This is a genomic window from Mesorhizobium sp. ORM8.1 (assembly GCF_053005525.2).
This window is the reverse complement of record NZ_CM132600.1, coordinates 5,296,264-5,323,250: the sequence shown is the minus strand read 5'-3', so window position 1 is coordinate 5,323,250 and position 26,987 is coordinate 5,296,264. Positions and strand designations below refer to the sequence as shown.

Genomic DNA, 26,987 nt, shown 5'->3' with positions numbered 1-26,987 from the left:
GTCGCCATGCAGCCGCGATCAGCCCAATTCCAGCGTCGTGATGCCGAAAACTCGCGACGCCTCAAGTCCAGGATCGCCTCCCTTGTACATGCGGGTGGTGGCGAAGCCTGGAACCAGGCCGGCGGCCTGAAGGATGGCGGTGAACCCGGCCTGGCTCGCCGGCACGTCGATATGCAACGTCGCATCGGCGGTCGCGGCGCAGAGATGAGCCATCATCGCCAAGGCCGCGTCAACACCGTCCGCAAACAGCGGCCCGATCTTGAAACCCTCCCGGCAACGGCGCGCCACGCCATAGCCGGTAATGCCGGATGGACCGGCAGACATGATCGCGATCCTCGGCGGCTGCAGCCACTCCCGAAGGAATGCCTCTCGCGGTGCCGCGAAGCACTGGCGATCGTAAGCGAGTATTTCCGCCATGTCGGCTGACGTCACCGGCCGTATGTCGCCATCGCCAGGCAATCCTGCGGGGCGACCGCTGTAGCGGACAGTCTCATAGGCGGGCACGAAGCCCATGCGCTGGTAGTTGGCGCGTTGCTCGGCGACACCGTCCAGACCGATGATGCGGTTGCCGAGGCGTGCCATGCCGGCATACCAGACCGCCTTGCCGTGGCCTTCGCCACGCCGTTCGGGCCGGCAGATGTAGAGGCCGATGAAGCCGAAGCTCGAGCCGTATGCGACGGCCGAAATACCGGTCACCATCTCGCCGTCGGCGAAGGCGCCGATAAACCCTTCCGGATCGGCTGCCCGCAACGCGGCGGCGTCGCCGAGCCCGGGATTCCAGCCTTCACTGGCCGCCCAGTCGACAAGTGTTTCCACTTCGCTGGCCGTCAGTGTCCGGATCGTTCTTGGCATCGTTTGACTCAAGGATGTGTCTTGGTAAGAGACCTCAAGCCGTCAGGATAGGCCACCACTTGCAGGCTGCAAGGCCTCCATTGACGTCCCACTATTGACCGGCACCGGCCGGCTCGGCCGACGCCACGACGCATACGGTGGAAATCATTCCAACGGAGCGGCAGAACGTGGCTTCGTCGAAGCGCGGGTCCTCGGCCATCGTCTGCGGATCGGCGCCGACGTAACTGATCGCCTAGTTGCCGTTGTAGAGCGTTCCTTGCGTGATGCCGTAGCTGTCAACGCCGGATACGTGCCGGGAAAGCGCTCCCCGCGGCCCCGATGGCTAAAACCCTATGCCCGCTCACCGGGACTCGTCAATTTGCCGGCCGGACTATTATTGGGACGGGTTTTGCAAATCGATGCAAAGGGTTAGCCGGGAACATGCCCGATGCTTGGGTGTTGTTCCAATGGGCAACTGGACACGACCGGCGAAGACTGGGAATCTTCCTTTGTCGTTGCTTTGGAATCGCATGGAGTACCGCAGGAAATGCCGCTGAGTGCCGAAAAGATCGCCAGTCATCCAGCCACCCTTCGTGGTGTCCAGGAGCAATCGCGCGCGCTCATCCATATCTATGAAACAAGTCCACGGCTCGCGGCCGTCTTTGCGACCCAGCAGCGCTGGCTGCTCGGTCATGTCGGTCTTGCCATGCACTTTCGGCGCGATCCCAACGACCGCCGCACCGAGCTGACGACCGCGCGCTTCATTGAGGTCGTGCGGCGCAATTCGGTGGCCAGCCGCAACACCGCCGAAGCCTTTCTCAAGGAGATGCTGCACTACAACATCGCCGAATATCTTTCGACGAGCGGGGACGGTCGTGCCCATCCCTTGCGACCGACTTCTGCCACCATCGAGACCTTCACCGGCTGGATTCATGCGCATTTGAGGACGCTCGACCGCGTCGATGGCGGGATCCGGCTGGCAACCTTCCTCGATCGGCCAGAGATGCTATCCACCTTGCAGCCCTTGATCAGCGACGGGCTGTTGACCAGCACCGGGGTACGGGAGCCAAAGCAGACCTTCTCCTTGTTTATCTGGCTAAACAATGGCGGGATTGTCATGGACTGGCTGATGTCCGGCATCGACCCGGAGGACGCCCATCTAGACAAGATTCCGACCAGCGTCATTTCGGTCGGCGAATTCGCGCATTGGCTGAAGCTCTCGCGCACCCATCTGTCGCGAAAACTCCGTGATGCCGAGGCACTCGGCAGCATCGGCTGGGTCGGCCAGCGCGGCCATTCCGTGATGTGGGTTTCGCGCCAGTTCTTCGACGAATACATGGCCGTGCAGTCCGCCAAGCTCGCCGTCGTCGACGTGGCCTTCGAGGCCTGTCTGTCCAGCTTCCCGCAAAGCTGACCGCCGCACTCTACTAATACACGCGAAAAACCAGCGGTTGTGCTGGCGGTTGTGGATCGAACCTGCTATCGGCTTCCCAGCATCATGGGATTTTGGGTTGGATTCTGGAGGATGGTGCTGAACTTCGAAGACATAGCTGGCCATCCCGCACTGCATGCTTGTGTGCGGGCGCAAGCCTTGGCGCTTCTGCAGGCCCTTGAAGCGAACCCGCGGGCATCTGCGGTCTTTGCCACCCAGCAACGCTGGCTGATGGCTCATATCGGCCTTGCGTTGCATTTCCGCCGGGACCCCGGTGACTACCGGAAGGAGATGACGGCGGCGCGTTTCGTCGATGTCACCGTCCAGCATCGGGTGGCGACCCGAAATACGGCCCATGCCTTCATCAAGGAGATGGAGCACTACAATTTCATCGAGGTCGGCCCGAGCGGCGACGATGCACGCATTCGCCCTTTGCTGTTGACCGCCGCGACCCTGGAGGCGTTGACGGGTTGGGTTTATGTCCACCTTGGCACGCTCGGCAGCGTCGGTTGGCTTGGCCAGCGCGGCCATTCGGTCATGTGGATCTCGAATGAGTTCTACGGTGAATATGTGGCCGCGCAGGCGGTGAAGCTCGCCATCATCGACGCGGCATTCGGCGGGTGCCTGGCATAGCCGGCAAACCAATTCCTCAACCTACCCGGCCTTCAGGATGGCCGAGAAGCGCGGGTCGAAGGCCCGGCTGATCGGTTCGGCCGCCGCGCCCACGGCGATCGCCCAAGGGTCGGTGGTGCCGAGTTGCAGGCGCGGCAGGCGCCGCGCAGGACGATCGGCAATCGACGGCAAGAGGGGCTGCATGGCATCCAGCAGGCGGCGCGCCAGGGCTTCCGGCGCGCTGCTGGTGAGAATGACGGTCTGCGGATCGAAGATCGTCTCGATCAGATGCACGCTCCAGCGCAGGTCGCGCGCGGCGTCTTTGATCCAGTCCATGACCTTGGGGTCTTCAGCAATCGCCAATTCGCCGATCTTTTCGTAGAGGTTTGCCCCGGTCGGATCGAGCCCGAGATGCTGATAGAGCGAGGCCAGCGATGCGCGATGTTCGAGCGGCGTCGAGCCGGCACCGGCAGGCGAAAGCAACGCCATGCCGACTTCGCCGGCATTGCCGTTGCCGCCGCTGTAGAGTTCGCCGTTGAGGATGAGCCCCGCCGCGATGCCATACCCGACATAGAGGCAGACGGCGTGGTCGACGCCATGCGCGGCGCCGACGATGCGCTCGGCCGTCGCGCAAGCCGCGGCGTCGTTCTGCAGGCCGACATTCAGCCCGGTTCCGGCCGCGAGCGCCTCGACCAGGGGAAATTGCTGCCAGGCCGGCATCATCCATTTGTTGTCGGAATTCTTCAGGCCGAACGGTCCCGGCATGGCGACGCCGAGCCCGACCAGCCGCGGCTCGGATTGGGCGAACAATCCCGCCAGCTCGCGCCTGACATCGGATATCAGCGCGAGGATGATCGCCACGCCTTCCGACGGTTCGTCGAACGGCAGGCCGGCATCGGCGCGGGCGATGACATTGCCGACGAGATCGACGACCACGACGCGCGTCAGATGCCGGTCGATCTGCAACCCGATCGCAAAGGCGCCCTCGGGCACCAGCCGGTAGGGTGTGAACGGTTGCCCCCTGCCCTTGCGCACCGCGTCCAGCGCCACGACCAGCCCGTCGCGCTCAAGATCCTCGATGATGTTGGAAACAGCCTGCTTGGTGAGCTGCGTCGCCCGCGCCAGGTCGGCACGCGAAAGCGCGCCGTTGAGCCGCAACGCCTCGATCATGACGCGGCGGTTATGTGCGCTTGTGCCTTCCTGGTTGGTGCCGCTCTTGGCGCGGATCGGGCTGACGTCGTGCACCTTCATTTTCCCCTCTTGACTCCATTAAAGGATTGATCGACTAATTAAGTCAAGCGAATTGACTTAATGGTGAAGTCAGGGCGGTTCTGAGAAAAAAAGACGGCGGGGCCAAGCCTCTCGCCGCTGACCGCTCCGGCAGATCCGGTCACACGCGATATGGAAATTCGAGGAAGTGGCAGTACCTTCGCCGCCTCCTGTGAACCTGTCGAAAAATGGGAGAACACAAATGCTGAAATCTATCGGAAAGACACTTCTGGGCGCGGTGTTCGCGGGCGGGCTGCTTGTCCCTCACGCCTTCGCCGACACCACGCTTAACGCGCTGTTCATGGCCCAGGCCGCCTATAGCGAGGCCGACGTGCGCGCCATGACGGAAGCCTTTACCAAGGCCAATCCGGACATCAAGGTCAATCTTGAATTCGTTCCCTATGAGGGCCTGCACGACAAGACAGTGCTCGCCCAGGGCTCCGGCGGTGGCTACGACGTGGTGCTGTTCGACGTCATCTGGCCGGCCGAATACGCCACCAACAAGGTGCTGGTCGATGTCTCGTCCAAGATCACCGACGACATGAAGAAGGGCGTGCTGCCCGGCGCCTGGACCACCGTCCAGTATGACGGCAAATATTACGGCATGCCGTGGATCCTCGATACCAAGTACCTGTTCTACAACAAGGAAATCCTTGAGAAGGCCGGCATCAAGACGCCGCCGAAGACCTGGGAAGAGCTTGGCGAACAGGCCAAGATGATCAAGGACAAGGGCCTGTTGAAGACACCGATCGCCTGGAGCTGGTCGCAGGCCGAGGCCGCTATCTGTGATTACACCACGCTGGTCAGCGCCTATGGCGGCGACTTCCTCAAGGATGGCAAGCCGGACTTCCAGAATGGCGGCGGCGTCTCGGCGCTGAAATACATGGTCGACAGCTACAAGTCGGGCCTTACCAATCCGAACTCCAAGGAATTCCTCGAGGAGGACGTCCGCAAGGTGTTCGAGAACGGCGACGCCGCATTCGCGCTGAACTGGACCTACATGTACAACATGGCCAACGATCCGAAGGACTCCAAGGTCGCCGGCAAGGTCGGCGTCGTGCCGGCGCCCGGCGTTGCCGGCACCAGCGAGGTGTCGGCCGTCAACGGCTCGATGGGCCTCGGCATCACCGCAGTGTCGAAGCACCAGGACGAAGCCTGGAAGTACATCGAGTTCATGACCTCGCAGGCGACGCAGAACCAGTATGCCAAGCTCTCGCTGCCGATCTGGGGATCGTCCTATGACGACCCGGCCGTCACCAAGGGCCAGGAAGAACTGATCGCCGCCGCCAAGCTCGGTCTCGCCGCCATGTATCCGCGGCCGACCACGCCGAAGTACCAGCAGCTGTCGACCGCCCTGCAGCAGGCCATTCAGGAGTCGCTGCTTGGCCAGACGACGCCGGAAGACGCGCTGAAGACGGCGGCGCAGAACAGCGGCCTCTGATCTGCCATTTCCGTATGTGCGGGCGGCTTGATGCCGCCCGTGCTATTTCTGACCCGTCGAAGGAAGAGAGGCGCCCTGCATGTCAGGCACCTGGATGACGACTCGCGCGTGGCTCTTGATGCTGCCGCTCCTGGTGATCATGGTCGCAATTATAGGCTGGCCACTGGTCGATACCGTTCGGCTTTCCTTCACCGATGCCCAACTGGTCGGCACGTCGGGCAATTATGTCGGCTTCGACAATTACACCAACATGCTGGCCAGCTCGAACTTCACCCGCACGCTGGCCACCACCACCTGGTTCGCGGTCGTCTCGGTTGCGGCAGAGATGGTGCTCGGCGTTCTGGCAGCACTGCTGTTGAACCAGCAATTCCGCGGCCGCGCGGTGCTGCGCGGGCTGATGATCCTGCCCTGGGCGCTGCCGACCGTTGTCAACGCGACGCTGTGGCGGCTGATCTACAATCCCGAATATGGCGCGCTGAATGCAGCATTGACGCAGCTTCATATCATTGGCGACTACCGCTCCTGGCTCGGTGAGCCGGGAACGGCGCTGGTGGCGTTGATCGTCGCCGACTGCTGGAAGAATTTTCCGCTCGTAGCGCTGATCGCGCTCGCCGCCCTGCAGGCGGTGCCGCGCGACATCACCGCCGCCGCGCTTGTCGATGGCGCCGGGCCGTTCAACCGCTTCCGCTTTGTCATCCTGCCCTATCTCGCCGGCCCGCTGATGGTGGCATTGGTGCTACGCACCATCGAGGCCTTCAAGGTCTTCGACATCATCTGGGTGATGACGCGCGGCGGTCCGGCCAACAGCACGCGCACCTTGTCGATCCTGGTCTATCAGGAGGCCTTCTCGTTCCAGCGCGCCGGCTCCGGCGCCTCGCTGGCGCTGATCGTCACCTTGCTCGTCACCGTGCTCGCCGTCGCCTATGCGGCGCTGGTGCGCAAGACCGCGGGGAGTGCGGCCTGATGGAACGCCAGAACCCGGTCTTCACCGCTTTCATCTACATCTGCGGCATCCTGCTTGCCGCGCTCATCCTGGCGCCGCTCGCCTGGCTCTTCATCATGAGCATATCGCCGGCGGCCGACCTCGCCGACAAGCCGCTGCGCTGGTGGCCGCAGAGCGTCGACTTCTCGCGCTACGCGCAACTCCTGTCGACGGCCGAGAACAGCGCCGGCGCCGCCTTCACCGCATCGTTGCGCAACAGCCTGGAGATTGCCGGCATGGCGACGCTTGCCGCGATCCTGCTGGCGGTGCCCGCCGGCTGGGCGGTCTCGCGCACGCCTTCGGTCGGCTGGTCGTTGTCGATGGTGATCGCCACCTACATGCTGCCGCCGGTAGCGCTCTCGGTGCCGCTCTATATGGGTCTCTCCTATCTCGGCCTGCTCAACAACGTCTTTGGCCTGGCGCTGATCTATCTGACGATCCTGGCGCCCTTCACCACCTGGCTGATGAAATCGGGCTTCGATTCCATCCCGCGCGAGATCGAGGCCGCCGCCATGATCGACGGCGCCGGATTGCTCCAGACCTGGCGCATCATCACTCTGCCGCTGGCCGCGCCCGTGGTCGCGACATCGGCGCTGTTTGCCGTGCTGCTTGCCTGGGACGAGTTCTTCTATGCCTTGCTCTTCACCTCGGACCAGCGAGCAAAGACGCTGACCGTCGCCATTGCCGATCTCGCCGGTGGCCGCGTCTCCGACTACGGACTGATCGCCACCGCCGGCGTGCTGGCGGCCTTGCCGCCGGTGCTGATCGGCCTCGTCATGCAACGCGCGCTGATCTCGGGCCTCACCAGCGGCGGCGTGAAAGGATAATGATGACTGCAGAACGACCCCGTCCCTCCGGCCTCGTCGCGATCGACCGCGAGATGGCGCGCCAGCATCAGGATGCGCTCGCTTCCTTCGAAAGCAACAAGGATGTCGCCGCTGAAGTTGCCGCCTCGATCAAGCGCAACGGCAAGCTGATCCTGCTCGGCATGGGCGCCTCGCATGCCGTCGCTCGCGCCGTCGAGCCGCTCTATCGCGCGCATGGCATCGAGGCCATCGCCTTGCCGCTCTCGGAACAGCTTGGACAGAAGCTGCCGCTTGAAGGCAAAACGGTGATTGTCAATTCGCAATCCGGCGAAAGCGCCGAAGTCGTGCGCTGGTTCTCTGAAACGGGCCAGCACGCCGACATTTTCGGACTGACATTGGAGGCCGGCTCCTTCCTTGGCCGCACCGTGCCTTGTCTCGTCGGCGCCGGCGGCACCGAGCTTGCCTTTGCCGCGACGCGCAGCCTGACCGTGACCTTCGCCCTCCATCTTGCAATCCTCGCCGCGCTTGGCGAGGATCCTGCCGCGGCGCTGGCGGTACTCACGGCGCCTGAAGCGGCTGAGATCGACGCCGCCTTGGCTGCGTTGGACAAGGTGCAGACTGTCGTCACGTCTGGTCGCCGACTGCAGGGCTTGGCCGAGGCGCTGGCGCTCGGCCTGACGGAGCTGTCGCGCCTGCCGTGCTATTCGCTCGAAGGCGGCCAGTTGCGCCACGGGCCGATGGAAATGCTGGACCCGAAAATCGGCGTCGTGCTGTTCCGCGGCGACGACCCGACCGCCGACCTCGTCACCGCCATGGCCGTTTCCGTGGTCGAGACCGGCGCGCCGCTGATCGTGTTCGACGCTTCGGGCGGGCCGCCGGTCGCGGGCGCGGTCACATTGGCCTTCAGGCCGGCATCCGGACTTGCTGCGATCTTCGCCATGCTGCCGGTCGCCCAGCGCCTGATGATCGCCTTCGCCGACGCTCGCGTCGACAATGCCGGAACGCCGGTGCGCACCACCAAGATCACGCGGAGCGAATGATGCGGCCGCTTGCAGTGATCGGCAACGTCAATGTCGACCTGATCGTCGGCCCGGTCGCGCCATGGCCGAAGGCCGGCACCGAGACCGTCGTCGACCACGACGATCTGCGTGTCGGCGGCCAGGCCGGCAACACAGCGCTGGCCTGGCAGGCGCTGGGTATCGATTTCGAGATCGCGGCCAACATCGGCGACGACCAGTTCGGCCGCTGGCTGAGCGAGGCTTTCGGCGCGCGCGCGCAAAAATGGCCTGTATATCGCGAAGGCACGACCTTATCGGTCGGCATGACTCATCCCGATGGCGAGCGCACCTTTTTCACCACGCGCGGCCACCTGCCGCGTTTCAGCCTGGGCGACGTGGTGTCCGTGCTGGATGGCGATCGGCTTTCCGGCGGCTACGCACTGCTTTGCGGTTCGTTCCTGACCAATGACCTGACCCGTGACTACGATGCCTTCTTCGACTGGGCGGAGGCGCACAGCATCGCTGTTGCGCTCGATACAGGCTGGCCGATCGACGGCTGGACGGAGGCGAGCTGCGCGGCCACCCGCGGCTGGCTGTCGCGCTGTGAACTCGCCCTCTTCAACGAGGTCGAGATGACGACGCTTGCCGGTCTCGAGAACCCGGTGGAAGCCGCGCGCAAGATCCGTGACGGCATGAGGAACGGCGCCACCGCCGTGGTCAAGCGCGGACCCGATGGCGCGATCGCGATCGGCCCCGACGGCGAGCTCATCGAAGCAGCCGCGCCGCGCGTGAAAGTGGTCGACACGATCGGCGCCGGCGATGTCTTCAACGCTGCCTTCCTGGCGGCACTGGCGCGAGAGCAGCCGCTGGACAGCTGTCTCTCCGACGCCATTCGGGTGGCGTCGCGCGCCATCTCAACCCTGCCCCGCGACTATAGCGGGCCGATTGAATTCGAGGACGTTGTCAATGAGCGCGCTTGAAATCCGTGATATCCGCAAGAACTACGGCAGCATCGAGACGCTGAAAGGCATCGACATCACGCTGGAAAGCGGCGAGTTCCTGGTGCTGCTCGGCTCGTCGGGCTGCGGCAAGTCGACCTTGCTCAACATCATCGCCGGCCTCGCCGAAGCGACCAGCGGCGACGTGCTGATCGGTGGCCGCTCGGTGCTTGGCGTGCATCCGAAGAACCGCGACATCGCAATGGTCTTCCAGTCCTATGCGCTTTATCCGAACCTGACCGTGCATCGCAACATCGGCTTCGGCCTGGAAATGCGCAAGGTTCCCGCGGTTGAGCGCGACAAGGCCGTGCACGAGGCGGCACGGCTTCTGCAGATCGAGAACCTGCTCGAGCGCAAGCCCGGCCAGCTTTCCGGCGGCCAGCGCCAGCGCGTCGCCATCGGCCGGGCGCTGGTGCGCAAGCCGCAGGTGTTCCTGTTCGACGAGCCGCTCTCCAACCTCGACGCCAAGCTGCGCCTCGAAATGCGCACTGAGTTGAAGCGCCTGCACGAGATGCTGCACACCACAGTCGTCTACGTAACGCACGACCAGATCGAGGCGATGACGCTGGCGACCCGCATCGCCGTGATGCGTGACGGCCGTATCGAACAGCTCGGTACCCCGGAAGAGATCTACAACAATCCGGCGACGCTCTATGTCGCGGGCTTCGTCGGCGCACCGTCGATGAACATGCTGGAAGCGACCGTCGAGGATGGCAAGCTTGCCATTGCCGGCGCGGATGTGCGGCTGGCAGTCCCTGCGCGTTACGCAAAGGCCGCTCAAAACGGCGCGCCGGTCGTCGTCGGGGTGAGGCCCGAGGCGCTCCGCCTTGGCCAGGGCAACGATGCCGGCCTGTCGCTGCCGGTCGAGATCGACGTCGTCGAACTGACCGGTCCCGAACAGGTCACCACAGCCCGTATCGGCACGCAAAGGTTGACGGCAACCTTGCCGCCGCGGCTCCGTATCGCCAAGGGCGATGCATGCCGCCTCGCCTTCGACGACGACGCGCTTCGCCTGTTCGACCCGGCGACCGGCAACGCCTTCTGAACAACGAAACATCCCCCGTGCGGGAGATGCCTCTATCGGTGCGAAGGCGGTATGACGCCCATGTTGCGCACATTTGGCAACGACGCGCGCGAGGGGCCGCATGAAGAAGACTTATGAAAAGCCGACGCTGGACAAGCGTCGGAAACTGTCCAGCGTCACGGCCTTCTGCACGCCTTCCACCTGCGTGAACTGATACGTATCGGCCAATAGCAGGCGCCGTTTTCCGCCGGCGCCTTGCCGCGTTCAGTCGATGTCGAACGACACGCCTTGCGCCAGGGGCAGTGCCTTGGAGAAGTTCACCGTGTTGGTGGCGCGGCGCATATAGGCCTTCCAGGCATCCGAGCCGCTCTCGCGGCCGCCGCCAGTTTCCTTCTCGCCGCCGAACGCGCCGCCGATCTCGGCGCCCGACGTACCGATGTTGACATTGGCGATGCCGCAATCCGAACCGTCGACGCCGAGGAAACGCTCCGACTCCTGCAGGTCGCGGGTGAAGATCGACGACGACAGCCCGGCGCCTACCGCGTTGTGCTCGTCGAGCACCGCGTCGAAGTCGGAATATTTCATCACGTAAAGGATCGGCGCGAAGGTCTCCTCAGTGACAGGAGCCACCTGCTTGGGCATTTCGACCAGTGCCGGATGCACGTAATAGGCGTCCGGATGGCCGTTCTCGACGCGCGCGCCGCCCGTCACCTTGCCGCCATGGGCGCTGGCTTCCTTCAGCGCCTTCTGCATGTTGTCGAAGGCTGCCTTGTCGATCAGCGGACCGACCAGCGCCTTGCCTTCGAGCGGATTGCCGACCGAAACACTCTGATAGGCCTTCTTCAGGCGTGGCAGCAAAGCGTCATAGACGCTGTCATGCACGAACAGCCGCCGCAGCGTCGTGCAGCGCTGGCCGGCGGTGCCCATGGCGCCGAAGGCGATGGCGCGCAGCGCCATGTCGAGATCGGCGGTCGGGCAGACGATGCCGGCATTGTTGCCGCCGAGCTCAAGCACCGCGCGCGCGAACCGCTTGGCAAGCCGAGGGCCGACCTCGCGGCCCATGCGGGTCGAACCGGTGGCCGAAACCAGCGGCACCTTCGGATGGTCGACCATCACTTCGCCGACGACGCGGTCGCCGATCAGCACCTGCAGCAGGCCATCGGGCGCATCGGCGCCAAAGCGCTTGGCGGCGCGCTTGAAGATCGCCTCGCAGGCAAGTGCGGTCAGCGGCGTCTTTTCCGACGGCTTCCACACCACGGCGTCGCCGCAGACGAAGGCGAGCGCCGAATTCCACGACCACACCGCGACCGGGAAGTTGAAGGCCGAGATGACGCCGACGACGCCAAGCGGGTGCCAGGTCTCCATCATGCGATGTCCGGGACGCTCGGTGGCGATGGTCAGGCCATACAATTGCCGGGAGAGACCGACGGCGAAATCGCAGATGTCGATCATCTCTTGCACTTCGCCGAGGCCTTCGGACGGGATCTTGCCGACCTCGATCGACACCAGCCGGCCGAGCTCGTCCTTGTGGGCGCGCAATTCCTCGCCGAGCAGGCGCACCAGCTCGCCGCGCTTTGGACCCGGCACTAGCCGCCAGGCCTGGAACGCCTTGTGCGCGGCATCGATGGCCTTGCCGGCATCGGCGGCCGAGATCGACTTCAGCGCCGCGATCTGTTCGCCGGTCACCGGGCTGCGCACGATGAGGTCGCCGCCGGTCAGCGCATCCTTGGCCACGCCCAGTTTCGCCAGAAGTTCAGCCGTTTCCATCGCTATCGTCATTTTTATCCCTTTCAGATCCCGCCTCTCATAGGGCGGGCGTGGACGCCACGCGCCATGTCCTGTCCGTGCCGCGGGGCACGCTTGGGCGCTTTCATGGCGTGGCATTACTCGTTTCAAGGAAAAACCGCCACCCCGGCATGGTCCAAGGCCGGAGCGCGAAATTAGGCCAGGCAGCGCAAACGGCTCAATGTGCCTTCTCGATCGAGGACTTCCCGGCGCTTTCCTTGATCAGCCGGTCGATATGCATGCGGATATGCGCGGCCTCGGCGGCGGTATTGGCCAAGGCGATGGCGCGGTCGAAGGCGACGCGCGCCTCCTCGTTGCGGCCGAGTTGCATCAACAGTCCGCCGCGCAGGCCGAAGAAGTGGAAATAGCCCGAAAGCCGGTCTTCCAGCGGTTCGATCATGGCAAGCGCCGCTTCCGGACCACGCACCTTGCTCACCGCGACCGCACGGTTCAGCGTCACCACCGGTGACGGCTGCATCTGCTCGAGCAGGCTGTAAAGCAGGTCGATCTCGGTCCAATCGGTGTCCTCGGGCTTCGGCGCCCGCGCATGCAGTGCCGCGATCGCTGCCTGCACCTGGTAAGGGCCAGGTTTGCGGTGGCGCAGCGCCTTGTCGACCAGCGCCAGCCCCTCGTCGATCATCTTGCGGCTCCACAGCGACCGGTCCTGGTCGTCGAGCAGGATGATCTCGCCATTTGCGTCGAAGCGCGCCGGCGCCCGCGCATGCTGCAGCAGAAGCAACGCTGTCAGCCCCATGATCTCTGGCTCCGCCTGGAACAGCCTGAGCAGCAGGCGGGCCAGCCGGATCGCCTCCTCGCAGAGTGGCGCGCGGGCCGGCGCCTCGCCGCTGTTGGTCGAATAGCCTTCGTTGAAGATCAAATAGACCATGGCGGCAACCGCCGCGAGCCGCTCGGAGCGCTCGACCGCGCCCGGCGTCTCGAACGGCACGCCGGCGTCGGCAATGCGCGCCTTGGCCCGCGTGATGCGCTGTTCCATGGCGCTCTCGCCGACCAGGAAGGCGCGCGCGATCTGTTTGACGGTGAGGCCGGAGACGATGCGCAGCGCCACCGCGATCTGCTGCGTTGCCGGCAGGTCCGGATGGCAGCAGATGAACAGCAGTCGCAGGATGTCGTCGCGGTAATGCGCTCCATCCAGCCGCTCAACCATGTCGCCCTCGGCATCCTCCAGATCGGAGATCTGGTCCTCTTCCGGCATCGGCGCCTGTTTGGCGCCCTTGCGCACCGCGTCGATGCCGCTGTTGCGGCCGACGAAGATCAGCCAGGCCGCTGGGTCACGCGGCGGCCCGTTCTTCGGCCAATTCTTGAGCGCCCTGAGGCACGCGTCCTGGAAAGCCTCTTCCGCCGCGTCGAGGTTGCGGAAGTAGCGCAGCAGCGCGCCCATCGCCTGCGGGCGGGCGTTGCTGATCGCGGTGCTTATCCAGGCAAGCTCGGTCATACTGCAACTTTTGTCGGATTGAAGACCGAAACCGGTCGGATTTCATAGGAGCCGCCGCTCGGATTGACCTCGGAAAGCTCGCGGGCAAACTCGACCGCTTCGTCGAGGTGGTTGCATTCCAGCGTGTAGAAACCGAGAAACTGCTCCTTGGTCTCGGCGAAGGGGCCGTCGAGCACGATCGACTCACCCTTGACCTTGCGCAGTGTCGTCGCCGCCGTCGTCGGCAACAGCCGCGCTACTGGTCCGAGACGGCCGGCCTTGGCGTATTTTTCCTGCACATCGAGGATCTTCGCCATGACCTCGTCGTCCTGTTCCTTGCTCCAGGAGCTGACGACGTCTTCGGAGGCATAGCAGAGGATGGCGTAGAGCATTGGCGGGTCCTTTCCATATCAAAGGACGCGACAGTAGGGCCCTTCCCGACACCAGGTCGATAAAAAAGTTTGGTTGGCGATCACCGGCCCGGCTGCATTCTTTTCTGTCTTCAGGCGCCGTGCGCCTGCAACCATCTGAGAACCAGCGTTTCCTCCTCGTCGAGGCCGGCTATCAGCCGCTTTCGCTTGTTGGCCTCGGCCATTTCGCTCAGCAACCGCCCCTCGGACCACGCGTCGAAAACGAGCGGGTGGATGTAGCATTTGCGGCAAACCGCGCGGGTGTTGCCAAGTCGCTCGGCCACCTTGTCGATGATGCTGTTGATGACCCGCTTTTGCTGGGCCTTGCTTTCGGGAAGCTCGGTTTCGGCAAACAGAGACGCCGCGTGGATGGTGCCGCCCCAGGTGCGGAAATGCTTGGAGCTGAATTCGGCGCCGATGGCATCGCGTATGTAACGGTTGACGTCGTCGGAGCGCAGCTTGCGCCTCTCGCCGTCCTCGTCGAGATACTGGAACAGCTGCTGTCCGGGAATGTCCTGGGCGCCGCGCACGATCCGGGCGATGCGCCGGTCGACCAATTTCAGCTTCCATTCCTTGCCGGACTTGCCCTTGAAGGCAAACCGCAAGCTCGACCCTTTGATGTCGACATGGCGGTCACGCAGCGTGGTGAGCCCAAAACTCTTGTTGTCGCGCGCATAGGCGGCGTTGCCGACACGGATCATCGTGTTGTCGAGCAGCCAGACGACCGCCGCGACGACGCGTTCGAACGGCAGGCCGTGGCGGCGCAGATCGGCATCGATGCGGCGGCGCAATTCCGGCAGGCTCTCCGCAAAAGCGACCAGGCTCGAATATTTGGCGCCGTCGCGCTCGGCGGCCCAAAGTGCATGGTAGCGATACTGCTTGCGTCCACGCTGGTCGCGTCCGGTCGCCTGGATATGGCCGGCTGGATCGGGTGAAATCCAGACATCCGTCCACGCCGGCGGAATTGCCAGCGCCTTGATACGGGCGATCGCCGAAGCGCTGACAGCCTGTCCTTTTGCCCCTTTGTAGGAAAACCCCTCGCCTGCCTTGAGACGGCGGATACCTGGCTCGCTGTCGCTGACATAAATCAGCGAGGCTTGGTCGGCCGAGGTCTGGGCGCCGTTCTTCGGCGCACCATTGCATGCCTGCCCGGCAGACGATCGGCCGGATGGCGTCCGGGATCTGTCCAGCATGCCCCCTCCACGAGAATTTCTCAGAGATAAGCGCCGGACTCGCCACTGGTTCCGTCACGCCCTTCAGAATGGCGTCAGGCCACAAGCAGGCTTCGCGAGATCGCAGCCGCCGCACAACGGATTCATGGCCGTCAGGCCTTTTCCAGCGCGACTGGAATGACATCGACCGCCTGTTCGCCGACCTGGCCGCCCGTCGTCTTCAGCACGCCGACGATCGGCGCCACATCGGAATAGTCGCGGCCGTAGCCGACGGTGATATGGTCGTTGCTCGCCCGTATGCCGTTGGTCGGGTCGAATTCCTGCCAGCCGGCATCGCGCCCGCACCAGGCTTTCACCCAGGCATGCATGGCATCGGCGCCTTCGAGTCGTGGCTTGCCCTTGGGTGGAATGGTGCGCAGGAAGCCGCTGACATAACCGGCCGGAATGCCAAGTCCGCGCAGGCCGGCGATCATGATGTGCGAGAAATCCTGGCAGACGCCGCGCTTCAGGGCAAAGGCGTCGCTGGCCCGGGTCTGCACGGTCGTCGCTTTGCCGTCATAGCTGAAATCCCGGTGGATGCGGTTGCACAGGTCCATGACCGTGGCGGTGGTCGAACCGGCAAGGCTCTGCCGCGCATAGGCGGTGATCGCGGCATCGATGCCGACATGATCGCTGGCGGCGAGAAAGTGGTGCGGCGTATCCGGCGCCAGCGACTGCACCGCACCGAGTTCTTCCCTCAGGCGCTGCAGATCGGGCGACACATCGAGCCCAGGCTCCGGACGCGATACCGATACGCGCGCGCTCATCCTTATGTCGAGCCCGTCATGGACATCGCGAAAGGCGATCGCCGTGACATTGTTGCCGAAGAAATCGGAAAAATCGGTGCGCTCCGAAGGAGTCGGTACAAACGAAAGCGAGGCGGCGATCACACGCTGCACGCCCGCGATGGTCGGCGGCAACACACGCACCTGATGTCGGCTGCCACCGGCCGCCGCGTCATAATCGTAGCTGAGATGAAGCCTGATATCGTACAGCATGTTAGCTAAAATACGCTTTGGCGAGGCTGCTGTAGAGGTTGCCGATCTCCGTGGCGAGATCGTCCAGCACGTCCGCCGACATCTGCGACGGCTCCATGACGGCAATTGCCGTGTTGAGCTGCAGGATTTCCTTGGCCGCCACCGACATCTGCCCCTCAGGACCGACAGATGGCAACAGCCCGATTTCCGCCTTCAGCCGCTCAAGCTGGAACAGGATCGAGCGCGGATTGAGCGGATCGAGCGCCAAGAGGTCGATCACCGTGCGCCGCCCGGCCCGCACCGGATATTGCCGGCGGTGGGTCATGACGCTGTCGCCGATCTCCAGCATCATGTCGAGTGCGCCATCGGGTGCTTTCGCCCTGGTCAGCCAAGCAAGCGTGCGCGCGATCTGGATGCCGCGCTCGATGCGCCGGCCGATTTCGAGGAAGCGCCAGCCGGTGAAACGGTACATGTTCTCGTGCAGCAGGCCGGAAAAACCGGCGAGCTTGCGCAGCATCACAGTCATCGCCCGCGTCGCATCGTCGCCCGGCGCCACTGTCGTTGCGAATTTGTGGACTGTCTTCGACAGATCTTTCAGCGCCAGCCAGCCGTCGGGCGAAAAGCGATCGCGGATCTGCCCGGCGCTATAGACGGCGCTGTCCAGCGTGCCGATCAATCCGGGTGGAATGGCGGCTTCGAGGTCGATGCCGAACGGCTCGAGATAATCCCTGATATCGGCGAGCAACGGCATGTCCGGGTCGGACGTTTCGGCCAGCCGCACATGATAGGCGCGCAGGATGCGCACCGTGTCTTCCGAGCGCTCGATATAGCGGCCGAGCCATGTCAGGTTTTCCGCCGCGCGGCTTGGCAGGCTGCCCGGCATGGTGCGGGCAAAGCTGTCGTGCTCCTGCGGCAGCAGCGTCTCGCGCTCGACAGGCTTGTCGCTGACCACCCAGACGTCAGCCGCCTGGCCGCCGCGTTGCATGGCGATCGCCGTCGGATCGAGCGACAGGCCGACACGAGCGAAACCGCCCGGCATCACCGTCCAGCCATCCGGCGTGCGCGCCAGATAGACGCGCAGGCTTGCCGGCCGCGGCTCCAGCCAGCCGCCGACATAGACCGGCGTCGTCGACAGCGTCACCGCCTCCTGGCCAACGAAACCGCCGCCATCGCTTTCGATGCGCGCGGCCAGCGCGGTCCGTTCCTCCGGCGTCAGTGCCGAACCGAGCCTGGTCTGGTCGTCATCCTCGAAGGCAAGCCGCGTCGACAGCGCCGGGCCGACGACCATGCGGTCGAGATTGGCGAGCACATGCTGGCGTTCGCTGTCCTGCCCGCACCACCAGGTGGCGACGCTTGGCAATAGAAGTTCCTCGCCCCGCAATTCGCGCGAAATCTTCGGCAGGAAGGCGAGCAGCGCCCGCGTTTCCATCAGGCCCGAACCCAGCGCATTGACTGTCGAAACAGTACCCCGGCGGATCGCCTCGACCAGGCCGGGCGTGCCGATCTGAGAGTCTGGCCGCAGCTCCAGCGGGTCGGCGAAGGCGGCGTCGAGCCGGCGCCACAGCACGCTGATCGGCATCAGCCCGGACACGGTGCGCACCATCAGCTTGCCACCGGAGACGGTCAGATCCTCGCCCTCGAGCAGCATGATGCCGAGATAGCGCGCGATATAGGCGTGTTCGTAATAGGTCTCGTTGAGCGGTCCGGGCGTCAGGATGGCGACCCGGCCGTCATTTTCCCTGGCCATGCCGATCAGCGCGTCACGAAAGCGGCGGAAGAAGCCGGCCAGGCGATGCACATGCATCTCACCATAGATGTCGGACAGCGCGCGCGTGGTGGCGACGCGGTTTTCCAGCGCAAAGCCGGCGCCCGATGGCGCCTGGGTGCGGTCGCCCAGGACCCACCAGCTTCCATCCGGTCCACGGCCGAGCTCGAAGGCCAGCATATGCAGGAAATGGCCGCCGGCCGACACGGTGCCGACGACGGGGCGCAGATATTCGGGGCTTGCCGCGATCAGGCCGGCGGGCAGGATGCCTTTCTCGATCAGTCGGTTTGGCCCGTAAATGTCGGCGATGGTTTCTTCGAACAGATCGGCGCGCTGGACGAGGCCGGCGCTGATCTCGGCCCATTCCTTGTCCTCGATCAGCAGCGGGATATGCGCCAGCGGCCATTCGCGCTCATTGGCGCCGGCCTTGTCGTAGACGCGGTAATAGACGCCGGCATCGCGCAGATACTGGTCGGCGCGGGCGAAGCGCTGGCCGAGCTTTTCCGGGCCCAGTTCCTCCAGCGCCTCGATGAAGGGCGCCCAGGCCGGACGCGGATTGCCCGAGGCATCGACCATTTCGTCGACGACGCCGTCAATCGGCTGGTAGTGCTCCAGCAGACTGTGCCTCAGCGGCTTGCCGCGCAGCTTTTTCTGATTCCCCTTTGCCATTGCTGATCAGAGTCTTGCTGGCCGCCTGAGGTCAAGGGTCATCGGGAAGTCTTCAGAGGCTTCTTCGTTGCGCAGCACGTAGCTGCCGGCCGTATGGCCACGCGGCTCGAAGCGGGCGAGCCTTCGCGCCTCGGCCTCATTGCCGTTGACCGGGAACGTGTCATAGCTGCGCCCGCCGGGATGCGCGACATGGTAGACGCAGCCGCCCACCGCCCGCCCCGACCAGCGATCGTAGATATCGAAGACCAGCGGCGTGTTGACCGGCAGCGCGGGATGCAGGCCCGACGCCGGCTGCCAGGCCTTGAAGCGCACGCCCGCCACCGCCACTTCCCTGTTGTCGGTGACCTTCATCGGCACGACGCGGCCGTTGCAGACGATGGCGTGACGTTCCGGGTTCAAGCCTTCGGTCTTGACCTGTAGCCGTTCGACCGAGGAATCGACAAAGCGCACAGTTCCGCCAATCGCGCCCTGCTCGCCCATTACGTGCCACGGCTCCAACGCTTGCCGCAGTTCCAGCTTGATGCCGGCATGCTGCACGTCGCCGCAGAAAGGAAAGCGGAACTCGAGCTGGGCGTCGAACCATTCCGGCCGGAACTCGAAACCGTTGAGCTTCAAGTCCTCCAGCACATCGAGAAAATCCGCCCAGACATAATGCGGCAGCATGAAGCGGTCGTGCAGCGAAGTGCCCCAGCGCACGAAGCGGCCGTCGAGCGGGTTCTTCCAGGCACGGGCGATGATCGCCCTGACAAGCAATTGCTGCGCGAGGCTCATGCGCGCATTGGGCGGCATCTCGAAGCCGCGGAATTCGACCAGGCCGAGACGACCCGTCGGCCCGTCCGGCGAAAACAACTTGTCGATGCAGATTTCCGAGCGATGCGTGTTGCCGGTGACATCGGTCAAAAGGTTGCGGAACAGCCGGTCGACCAGCCAAGGCAACGGTGAATTGCCCTGATCCGGGTGCGGCACCTGCGCCATCGCGATTTCGAGCTCATAGAGCGAATCGTGCCGCGCCTCGTCGAAGCGCGGCGCCTGGCTCGTCGGGCCGATGAACAGGCCGGAGAACAGATAGGACAGCGACGGACGCCGCTGCCACTGCAGCACCAAGCTTTTCAGCAGGTCGGGCCGGCGCAGGAAGGGGCTGTCGTTTGGCGTCGCGCCACCAACGACGACGTGGTTGCCGCCGCCGGTGCCGGTGTGGCGGCCGTCGATCATGAACTTGTCGGCGCCGAGCCGCGTCTGCCGCGCCTCCTCGTAGATCGCCGTGGTCGTCGCCACGCAGTCCTGCCAATTCGAGGCCGGGTGGATGTTGACCTCGATGACGCCGGGATCGGGCGCGACGCGGATGACGTTGAGGCGCGGATCGTGCGGCGGGCCATAGCCTTCGATATGCACCGGCAAGCCGATCGCCTTTGCCGCGTTTTCGGCGGCCGCGATCAATTCGAGATAGTCCTCCAGCGCCTCGACCGGCGGCATGAACACGCAGAGCCGCCCATCGCGCGGCTCGACGGAGAGCGCCGTGCGCACCGCGCCGCCGATCTCGGTGATTTCTTGCTCAACGCGGTCTTGCTGGCCCGTGGTAGCGGTAAAGGATACCGCCTGCTGGCGCCGCGCCATTTCGTCGGCGCCTTCGCGTTCTGCCGGTGCCGCTGTGGGCAAGATCGCCTCACGCGCCGGCAACGCACCGCGCGGCAGCGATGGATCGACCGGTACAATGTAAGGAAATTGCGCCGGCGGCACATAGGGCAGCGTTCCGAGCGGCAGGCGATAGCCGACCGGGGAATCCCCCGGCACCAGGAACAGCCGCCCGCGCCGTGTCTTCCACTTCTCAGAGCGCCAGCGCGGATCCGACGCCTGGCTGTTCCAGCGCTGGACCGGCAGCACATAGCCGGACGGCTTGGTCAGCCCGCGCTCGAACACTTTCGCCATGCGGCTGCGCTCTTCCGGGTCTTCCAGCTTGGAGTTGGAAGGATCGACATTGTCCGGCAGCTTGCCTTCCTTGAGCAGCCATTCGGCCGGGTCCTCATAGGCTTCGCTGACCATCGCCTTGTCGATGCCGAGTTCGCCGGCGATCGCCGTCAGCAGGCTCTCGGCCTGCTGCGGACCAACCTTGGCCTCGCTCTTTTCGCGCGCGATCAGCGACGGATCGCTCCACACCGGCTCGCCATCGGTGCGCCAGTAGAGCGAGAAGGTCCAGCGCGGCAGGCTTTCGCCTGGATACCATTTACCCTGGCCATAATGCAGAAAGCCGCCCGGCGCGAAGCGTTCGCGCAGCCGTCGGATCAGAACGTCGGCCTTTTCGCGCTTAGTCGGGCCGACGGCGGCGGTGTTCCACTCGGCCGATTCGAAATCGTCGATGGAGACAAAGGTCGGCTCGCCGCCCATGGTCAGCCTGACGTCGCCGGCTTGAAGCGCGGCATCGACCTTGTTGCCCAGCGCATCGAGCGCTTGCCAGCTTTCATCCGAGAAGGGCTTGGTGATGCGCGGATGCTCGGCGATGCGGTCGACCCGCATGTCGAAGCCGAACTCGACATTGGCAAAGCTAGCCATGCCGGAGATCGGCGCGGCGTTGCGGAAATGCGGCGTTGCCGCCAGCGGCACATGGCTTTCGCCGGTAAGCAGGCCCGAGGTCGGATCGAAGCCGATCCAGCCGGCGCCGGGAAGATAGACCTCGCACCAGGCATGCAGATCGGTGAAGTCGACCGCAGTTCCAGCCGGGCCATCGAGCGCCACCAGATCGGGCTTCAACTGGATCAGATAGCCGGAGACGAAACGCGCCGCGATGCCGAGGTTGCGCAGGATCTGCACCAGCAGCCAGCTCGAATCCCGGCAGGATCCCTTCTTCGCCGCCAGCGTCTCTTCCGGCGAGAACACACCGGTCTCCATGCGCACGATATAGGCGATCTCGCGCTGCAGCCGCGCATTCAGGTCGACGAGAAAATCGACCGTGTTTTTCGCCCTGGTCTCGACTGTTTTCAGGAAGGCCGAGAGCAGCGGACCTGCCGGCTCCGGTGTGCGGTAGATGGCGAGATCGTCGCGTATCTCTTCGGGGTACTCGAACGGAAACGCCTCCACCGACGGCTCGACGAAAAAATCGAACGGATTATAGACCGTCATGTCGGCGACGAGATCGACCTCGATCTTCAGTTCCGTCACCGGCTCCGGGAAGACGAAGCGGGCGAGGAAATTGCCGTAAGGATCCTGCTGCAGATTGACGAAGTGGTTGGCCGGCTCGACCTTCAGCGAATGGCTGAGCACCTTGGTGCGCGAATGCGGCGCCGGCTGCAGCCTGATCACCTGGGGCCCAAGAACGACCGGCCGGTCATATTTGTAATGGGTCAGATGGTAGACGGCTGCCAGAATTGCCATGGGGCCTCGGAGATCGGCGTTTCAAGAACGCTGGACCCTGACACAGATAGTAGCCGATCTCCAAGCGGATGTTGCGGTGCACCACCCAATCGAACGCCTTGTTTCGTCTCCCCGAGCAGGTCGACCCCCACTCCGTCTCGGCTTCGCCGAGCCACCTCTCCCCGGTCGACGGGGAGAGGAAGGGCACGAACCTCTCCCTTCCTCTCCCTCCGGAGGGCTCCGGAGGGGAGAGGTGGCGCTGCGAAGCAGCGACGGAGTGGGGGAAGGCGGTTCTCGGTCGCGCGGCCCTTGATAGCGCGATCAGCAATCCATTCAGGCGCGCACATTGTCTGCATGCGCCGCCCGGCTTAAAAGAACGCCTGAATACCCGTCTGCGCCCGTCCCAGGATCAGCGCGTGCACGTCATGCGTGCCCTCATAGGTGTTGACCGTCTCCAGGTTTTGCGCGTGGCGCATGACGTGGTAGCCGATCTGGATGCCGTTGCCGCCATGCATGTCGCGGGCCTGGCGCGCGATGTCGAGCGCCTTGCCGCAATTGTTGCGCTTGACGATCGAGATCATCTCCGGCGCCATCTTGCCTTCGTCCATCAGCCGGCCGACGCGCAGCGAGCCTTGCAGGCCAAGCGCGATCTCGGTTTGCATGTCGGCGAGCTTCTTCTGGAACAATTGCGTGCCGGCGAGCGGCTTGCCGAACTGTTTTCTGTCGAGGCCGTACTGCCGGGCGCGGTGCCAGCAATCCTCGGCAGCGCCCATCGCGCCCCAGGAAATGCCATAGCGCGCCCGGTTGAGACATCCGAACGGGCCACCGAGACCCCTGGCGTTGGGCAATAGCGCGTCTTCGCCGACCTCGACGCCTTCCATCACCACTTCGCCGGTGATCGAGGCCCGTAGCGACAGCTTGCCGCCGATCTTCGGCGCAGACAGCCCCTTCATGCCCTTTTCCAGCACGAAGCCTCGGATCTCGTCCTTGCCGTTGTCACCCTTCAGCTTCGCCCAGACGACGAACACATCGGCGATCGGCGCATTGGAGATCCACATTTTCGAACCGGAAATCTTGTAACCGTTCGCCGTCTTCTCAGCGCGCGTCTTCATGCCGCCCGGATCGGAGCCGGCATCCGGCTCGGTCAGGCCGAAGCAGCCAATCCATTCCCCCGACGCCAGCTTTGGCAGGTATTTCTTGCGCTGCTCCTCCGAGCCATAGGCATGGATCGGATACATCACCAACGACGACTGCACGCTCATCATCGAGCGGTAGCCGGAATCGATGCGCTCGACCTCACGTGCCACCAAGCCGTATGTGACGTAATTGGCGCCGAGCCCGCCATATGCCTCGGGAATGGTGATGCCGAGCAGGCCCGCCTCGCCCATTTCGCGAAAGATGCCGGGATCCGTCTTCTCATCGAGATAGGCTTCCTCGATGCGTGGCGCGAGCTTGTCGGCGGCAAAAGCCGTGGCGCCGTCGCGCACCATGCGCTCGTCCTCGGAAAGCTGGTCCTCGATCAGGAAGGGATCCTCCCAGACGAACGCGTTCTTGTCGGCGGCCATGGCTCTCGGTCTCTCCCAACTGCATGTCGCCCAAAGTGTTCAGCGGTTTTGGGACACGACATGCGCAAACAAAAAATCTTGGATGCCGCGGCTTATCCGCCTCCGCCTCGAAAAAATCAAACGAAATTGCATCATTGATCAATGAGGTTTAGTAATGGATCATGAATGTCCAGCGCCGCCTTTTGCCCAATATCGGAGCCCTTGCAGCTTTCGAAGCGGTGGCGCGCCTCGGCTCCTTTACCGCCGCAGCCCGCGAACTCGATCTGACCCAGGGCGCGGTCAGTCGGCAGATCGGCCTTTTGGAAGATCAGTTCGGCCGCCGGCTCTTCGAACGCGACAGCCGCAATGTCAGGCTGTCCACGGCGGGCGAGATCTATGCGGAAGCGGTCCGCTCGGCACTTGGCCAATTGCGCGACGCCGCTCTTGGATTGATGAGCAATCGGCATAGTGGCTCTTTGAACCTTGCCATCCTGCCAACCTTCGGCACACGCTGGCTGATGCCGCTGATCCCCGATTTCGTCGCCCGCCACCCCGACATCACCATCAACTTCGCCACTCGCATCGGCCGCTTCGACTTCACCCGCGAACGGCTCGACGCCGCGATCCACCACGGCATGCCCGATTGGCCGGATGCCGACTGCACGCTCCTGATGCATGAGACCGTGATGCCGGTGGCTTCACCCGAATTCCTCGCCAGCCGCGCCATCGCCGCGCCGGCCGATATCGGTCGACTGCCGCTGCTGCATATGGCGACGCGCCCCGGCGCCTGGAGCGAATGGTTCGAAGCGCAAGGCCTCAGCGCGCCGACCGGGCCCGGCATGCAGTTCGAACAGTTCGGCACCGTCGCCCAGGCCTGCATGGCCGGACTTGGCGTCGCGCTCCTGCCGCAGGTTCTGATCGCAGGAGAATTGCAGCGCGGCCAGTTGGTGCCGGCGCCCGGCACGCCGATGCAGAGCCGCAGCGCCTATTACCTCGTCGTGCCGCACGACAAGCGCGGCCATCCGCCGGTCGCGAGTTTCCGCGAGTGGCTGCTGGACCAGGTCGAGAAGGAGCCGGCCTTCCTGGCCTGGTAGCTACTTGCGCTTCATCGCCTCGGCGAGTGCTGCGCCGAATGCGCCCTGCGACGGCCGTTCCGGCTGGCGCTGCGGCGCCGGCGAGCGCGGCGCCGGCTTGTTGCCGCCATTATCGCGCGGCCCGCTGCGTGGTGCGCCACCCTCGCCGCCATCCTTGCGCATCGACAGCCCGATGCGCTTGCGCTTGATGTCGACCTCGACGACGCGCACTTTCACCACGTCGCCGGCCTTCACCACCTCGTGCGCGTCCTTGATGAAGCGATCGGCGAGTTGCGAGACATGCACCAGCCCGTCCTGGTGCACGCCGATATCGACAAAGGCGCCGAAGGCGGCGACGTTGGTGACGGTGCCTTCGAGCAGCATTCCAGGCTTCAAATCTTTGATGTCGTCGACGCCGTCGGCAAGGTCGCCGTCTTGAAGCCGGGGCGCGGATCGCGTCCGGGCTTTTCCAGTTCGGCGATGATGTCGCGCACCGTCGGCAGGCCGAAGCGCTCATCGACGAAGACGCGCGGATCGAGCGCCTTGAGTGCAGCACTGTCGCCCATCAGCGAGCGCACATCACGGCCGCAAGCGGCGACGATCTTCTTGGCCACGCCATAGGCTTCTGGATGCACCGATGACGCATCGAGCGGCTCGCTGCCATTGGCAATGCGCAGGAAGCCGGCGGATTGTTCGAACGCGCGCGGCCCGAGCCGCGCCACCTTGAGCAGCTCCTTGCGGCTGGCGAACGGCCCAGTCGCGTCGCGATGCGCCACGATTGCCTCGGCGAGCGACGCGCCAAGGCCCGAGACCCGTGCCAGGAGCGGCGCAGACGCCGTGTTGAGATCCACGCCGACGGCGTTCACCGCATCCTCGACCACCGCTTCCAGCGAACGGCCGAGGCGGTACTGGTCGACATCGTGCTGGTATTGGCCGACGCCGATCGACTTCGGCTCGATCTTCACCAGTTCGGCCAGGGGATCCTGCAGGCGCCTGGCGATCGACACAGCACCCCGCAGCGACACGTCGAGACCAGGGAACTCGGCCGCCGCCGTTGCCGAGGCGGAATAAACCGAGGCGCCCGCTTCGCTGAGTATGACCTTGAGCGGCTTCGGGCCTGAACCTGCGGGCATATCGGACAGCATGTCGGCGACCAGCTTCTCTGTCTCGCGGCTGCCCGTGCCGTTGCCGATCGAGATCAACTCGACCTTGTGCTGCCGGATGAGCGCCGCAAGTTCGACTTGCGTGCCGCGTACATCGTTCCGCGGTGGAAACGGATAGACAGTCGTCGTTGTCAGCACCTTGCCGGTGCCGTCGACCACCGCCACCTTGACGCCGGTGCGGATGCCGGGGTCGAGCCCCATCGTCGGCCGCGAGCCGGCGGGCGCCGCCAGCAGCAGATCCTTCAAATTGCGGGCAAAGACATGGATCGCCTCTTCCTCCGCCCGCTCGCGCAGGTCGCGCATCAGGTCGAGCGTCAGGTGCAGCGAAAGCTTGATGCGCCAGGTCCAGCCGGCAACCTCCATCAGCCAGCGGTCGCCGGGCAGAGTGCCGCCGATCGCATAGGCATTGGCGATCATGCGCTCGACCGGCTTCACCGGCGATTGATCGTCGGCATCGACCTCGATGTCGAGCGACAGCACCTCTTCGTTGCGGCCGCGCAGCATGGCCAGTGCACGATGGCTGGGCACGCCCGACCAGCGCTCGACATGGTCGAAATAGTCGGAGAATTTCGCGCCGGCCTCCTGCTTGCCGTCGACGACCTTGGCGCGCAGGAAAGCGCGCTCCTTCATATAGCCGCGCAGCTTGCCGACCAGATCCGCATTCTCGGCAAATTGTTCGGACAGGATGTCGCGCGCGCCTTCAAGTGCGGCCTTGGCATCGGCCACCTCTGCGGTCACATAGGCCAGCGCCAGTTCGGCGGGCACGAGTGAACGGTTCGCAAGAATGGCCTCGGCCAGAGGCCCCAGCCCACGCTCGCGAGCAATCTCGGCCTTGGTGCGGCGCTTCGGCTTGTAGGGCAGATAGATATCCTCGAGCTCCGCCTTGGTGGCCACCGCCGCGATCTTGGCCTCGAGCTCCTCCGTCAGCTTGCCCTGCTCGCGGATCGAGCCGAGGATGGTGTCGCGGCGCGCGTCGAGCTCACGCAGATAGGCCAGCCGCTCGGCAAGGTCGCGCAATTGCGTGTCGTCTAGCCCGCCGGTGACTTCCTTGCGGTAGCGCGCCACGAACGGCACCGTGGCGCCCTCGTCGAGCAGCCCGATCGCCGCCGCTGCCTGTTCCGGCCGCGAACCGATCTCGGCCGCGATGATTGCTGCGATGCGCTTGATATCCGATGCCATGCCGATCCCTGTCGAAAAGAGCGGCGACCATAGGCCGTGAG

General features: G+C 64.5%; 19 protein-coding genes and 1 pseudogene. 9 read left to right on the top strand and 11 right to left on the bottom strand.

Annotation, left to right across the window (positions count from 1 at the left end):
• Window positions 1-18: 18 nt before the first annotated feature.
• Window positions 19-852 carry a GNAT family N-acetyltransferase gene (locus ACVDG8_RS26545; protein WP_447251088.1) on the bottom strand — a complete coding sequence of 278 codons (834 nt, stop codon included), beginning with the start codon at window positions 850-852 and terminating at the stop codon, window positions 19-21.
• A gap of 526 nt (window positions 853-1,378) precedes the next feature.
• Here ACVDG8_RS26545 and ACVDG8_RS26540 point away from each other — a divergent pair.
• Together ACVDG8_RS26540 and ACVDG8_RS26535 are read left to right on the top strand one after the other, a co-directional pair.
• Complete coding sequence (locus ACVDG8_RS26540; protein ID WP_447251087.1) at window positions 1,379-2,245, top strand: hypothetical protein; 867 nt, start codon at window positions 1,379-1,381, stop codon at window positions 2,243-2,245.
• A 111-nt stretch (window positions 2,246-2,356) separates the two neighbouring features.
• The gene (locus ACVDG8_RS26535) at window positions 2,357-2,896 is read left to right on the top strand and encodes a hypothetical protein (protein ID WP_447251086.1); all 540 of its coding nucleotides are present in this window, start codon (window positions 2,357-2,359) and stop codon (window positions 2,894-2,896) included.
• Between the two features lie 21 nt (window positions 2,897-2,917).
• Here the strand turns inward: ACVDG8_RS26535 and ACVDG8_RS26530 are convergent, their stop codons facing one another.
• Window positions 2,918-4,120: an ROK family protein gene (locus tag ACVDG8_RS26530; RefSeq protein ID WP_447257096.1), complete on the bottom strand. Its 1,203-nt coding sequence runs from the start codon at window positions 4,118-4,120 to the stop codon at window positions 2,918-2,920.
• A gap of 226 nt (window positions 4,121-4,346) precedes the next feature.
• On the opposite strand from ACVDG8_RS26530, the gene ACVDG8_RS26525 reads away from it, so the two are divergent.
• From ACVDG8_RS26525 to ACVDG8_RS26500, 6 genes are all read left to right on the top strand, one after another.
• Entirely contained in the window at window positions 4,347-5,585 is a 1,239-nt protein-coding gene (locus ACVDG8_RS26525) for an extracellular solute-binding protein (RefSeq protein ID WP_447251085.1), read from the top strand.
• Between the two features lie 79 nt (window positions 5,586-5,664).
• A complete protein-coding gene (locus ACVDG8_RS26520; protein ID WP_447251084.1) occupies window positions 5,665-6,549 on the top strand; it encodes a carbohydrate ABC transporter permease in 885 nt (294 codons plus the stop codon).
• Window positions 6,549-7,394, top strand: a complete 846-nt coding sequence (locus tag ACVDG8_RS26515; protein WP_447251083.1) for a carbohydrate ABC transporter permease — start codon at window positions 6,549-6,551, stop codon at window positions 7,392-7,394. The genes ACVDG8_RS26520 and ACVDG8_RS26515 overlap by 1 nt, the downstream gene beginning before the upstream one ends.
• Window positions 7,395-7,396: 2 nt before the next feature.
• The gene (locus ACVDG8_RS26510) at window positions 7,397-8,413 is read left to right on the top strand and encodes an SIS domain-containing protein (RefSeq protein WP_447257095.1); all 1,017 of its coding nucleotides are present in this window, start codon (window positions 7,397-7,399) and stop codon (window positions 8,411-8,413) included.
• Window positions 8,413-9,351, top strand: coding sequence for a PfkB family carbohydrate kinase (locus ACVDG8_RS26505; protein ID WP_447251082.1), 939 nt, complete (start codon window positions 8,413-8,415; stop codon window positions 9,349-9,351). Before ACVDG8_RS26510 ends, ACVDG8_RS26505 begins: the two co-directional genes overlap by 1 nt.
• Entirely contained in the window at window positions 9,338-10,414 is a 1,077-nt protein-coding gene (locus tag ACVDG8_RS26500) for an ABC transporter ATP-binding protein (RefSeq protein WP_447251081.1), read from the top strand. Before ACVDG8_RS26505 ends, ACVDG8_RS26500 begins: the two co-directional genes overlap by 14 nt.
• 243 nt (window positions 10,415-10,657) lie before the next feature.
• Here ACVDG8_RS26500 and amaB read toward each other — a convergent pair whose 3' ends face one another.
• From amaB to ACVDG8_RS26460, 8 genes are all read right to left on the bottom strand, one after another.
• Entirely contained in the window at window positions 10,658-12,172 is a 1,515-nt protein-coding gene (amaB, locus tag ACVDG8_RS26495) for an L-piperidine-6-carboxylate dehydrogenase (protein WP_447251080.1), read from the bottom strand.
• Window positions 12,173-12,356: 184 nt separating this feature from the next.
• Window positions 12,357-13,631, bottom strand: coding sequence for an RNA polymerase sigma factor (locus ACVDG8_RS26490; protein ID WP_447251079.1), 1,275 nt, complete (start codon window positions 13,629-13,631; stop codon window positions 12,357-12,359).
• Window positions 13,628-14,002 (bottom strand): YciI family protein, encoded by a 375-nt coding sequence (locus tag ACVDG8_RS26485; protein ID WP_447251078.1) that lies wholly within the window; start codon window positions 14,000-14,002, stop codon window positions 13,628-13,630. Before ACVDG8_RS26485 ends, ACVDG8_RS26490 begins: the two co-directional genes overlap by 4 nt.
• Window positions 14,003-14,112: 110 nt before the next feature.
• On the bottom strand, window positions 14,113-15,213 hold the full coding sequence (locus ACVDG8_RS26480; RefSeq protein WP_447251077.1) for a DNA topoisomerase IB: 1,101 nt from the start codon (window positions 15,211-15,213) through the stop codon (window positions 14,113-14,115).
• 131 nt (window positions 15,214-15,344) lie between these two features.
• On the bottom strand, window positions 15,345-16,229 hold the full coding sequence (locus ACVDG8_RS26475) for a transglutaminase family protein (RefSeq protein ID WP_447251076.1): 885 nt from the start codon (window positions 16,227-16,229) through the stop codon (window positions 15,345-15,347).
• Window position 16,230: 1 nt separating this feature from the next.
• On the bottom strand, window positions 16,231-18,642 hold the full coding sequence (locus tag ACVDG8_RS26470) for a circularly permuted type 2 ATP-grasp protein (RefSeq protein ID WP_447251075.1): 2,412 nt from the start codon (window positions 18,640-18,642) through the stop codon (window positions 16,231-16,233).
• Window positions 18,643-18,648: 6 nt separating this feature from the next.
• Entirely contained in the window at window positions 18,649-22,008 is a 3,360-nt protein-coding gene (locus ACVDG8_RS26465; protein ID WP_447251074.1) for a transglutaminase family protein, read from the bottom strand.
• A 347-nt stretch (window positions 22,009-22,355) separates the two neighbouring features.
• Window positions 22,356-23,552, bottom strand: coding sequence for an acyl-CoA dehydrogenase (locus ACVDG8_RS26460; RefSeq protein WP_447251073.1), 1,197 nt, complete (start codon window positions 23,550-23,552; stop codon window positions 22,356-22,358).
• Window positions 23,553-23,713: 161 nt separating this feature from the next.
• Here ACVDG8_RS26460 and ACVDG8_RS26455 point away from each other — a divergent pair, with 161 nt between their 5' ends.
• Window positions 23,714-24,625 carry a LysR family transcriptional regulator gene (locus tag ACVDG8_RS26455; RefSeq protein WP_447251072.1) on the top strand — a complete coding sequence of 304 codons (912 nt, stop codon included), beginning with the start codon at window positions 23,714-23,716 and terminating at the stop codon, window positions 24,623-24,625.
• On the opposite strand, the pseudogene ACVDG8_RS26450 reads toward ACVDG8_RS26455, so the two are convergent.
• A pseudogene (locus ACVDG8_RS26450) lies at window positions 24,626-26,946 on the bottom strand (Tex family protein).
• Window positions 26,947-26,987 lie beyond the last annotated feature (41 nt).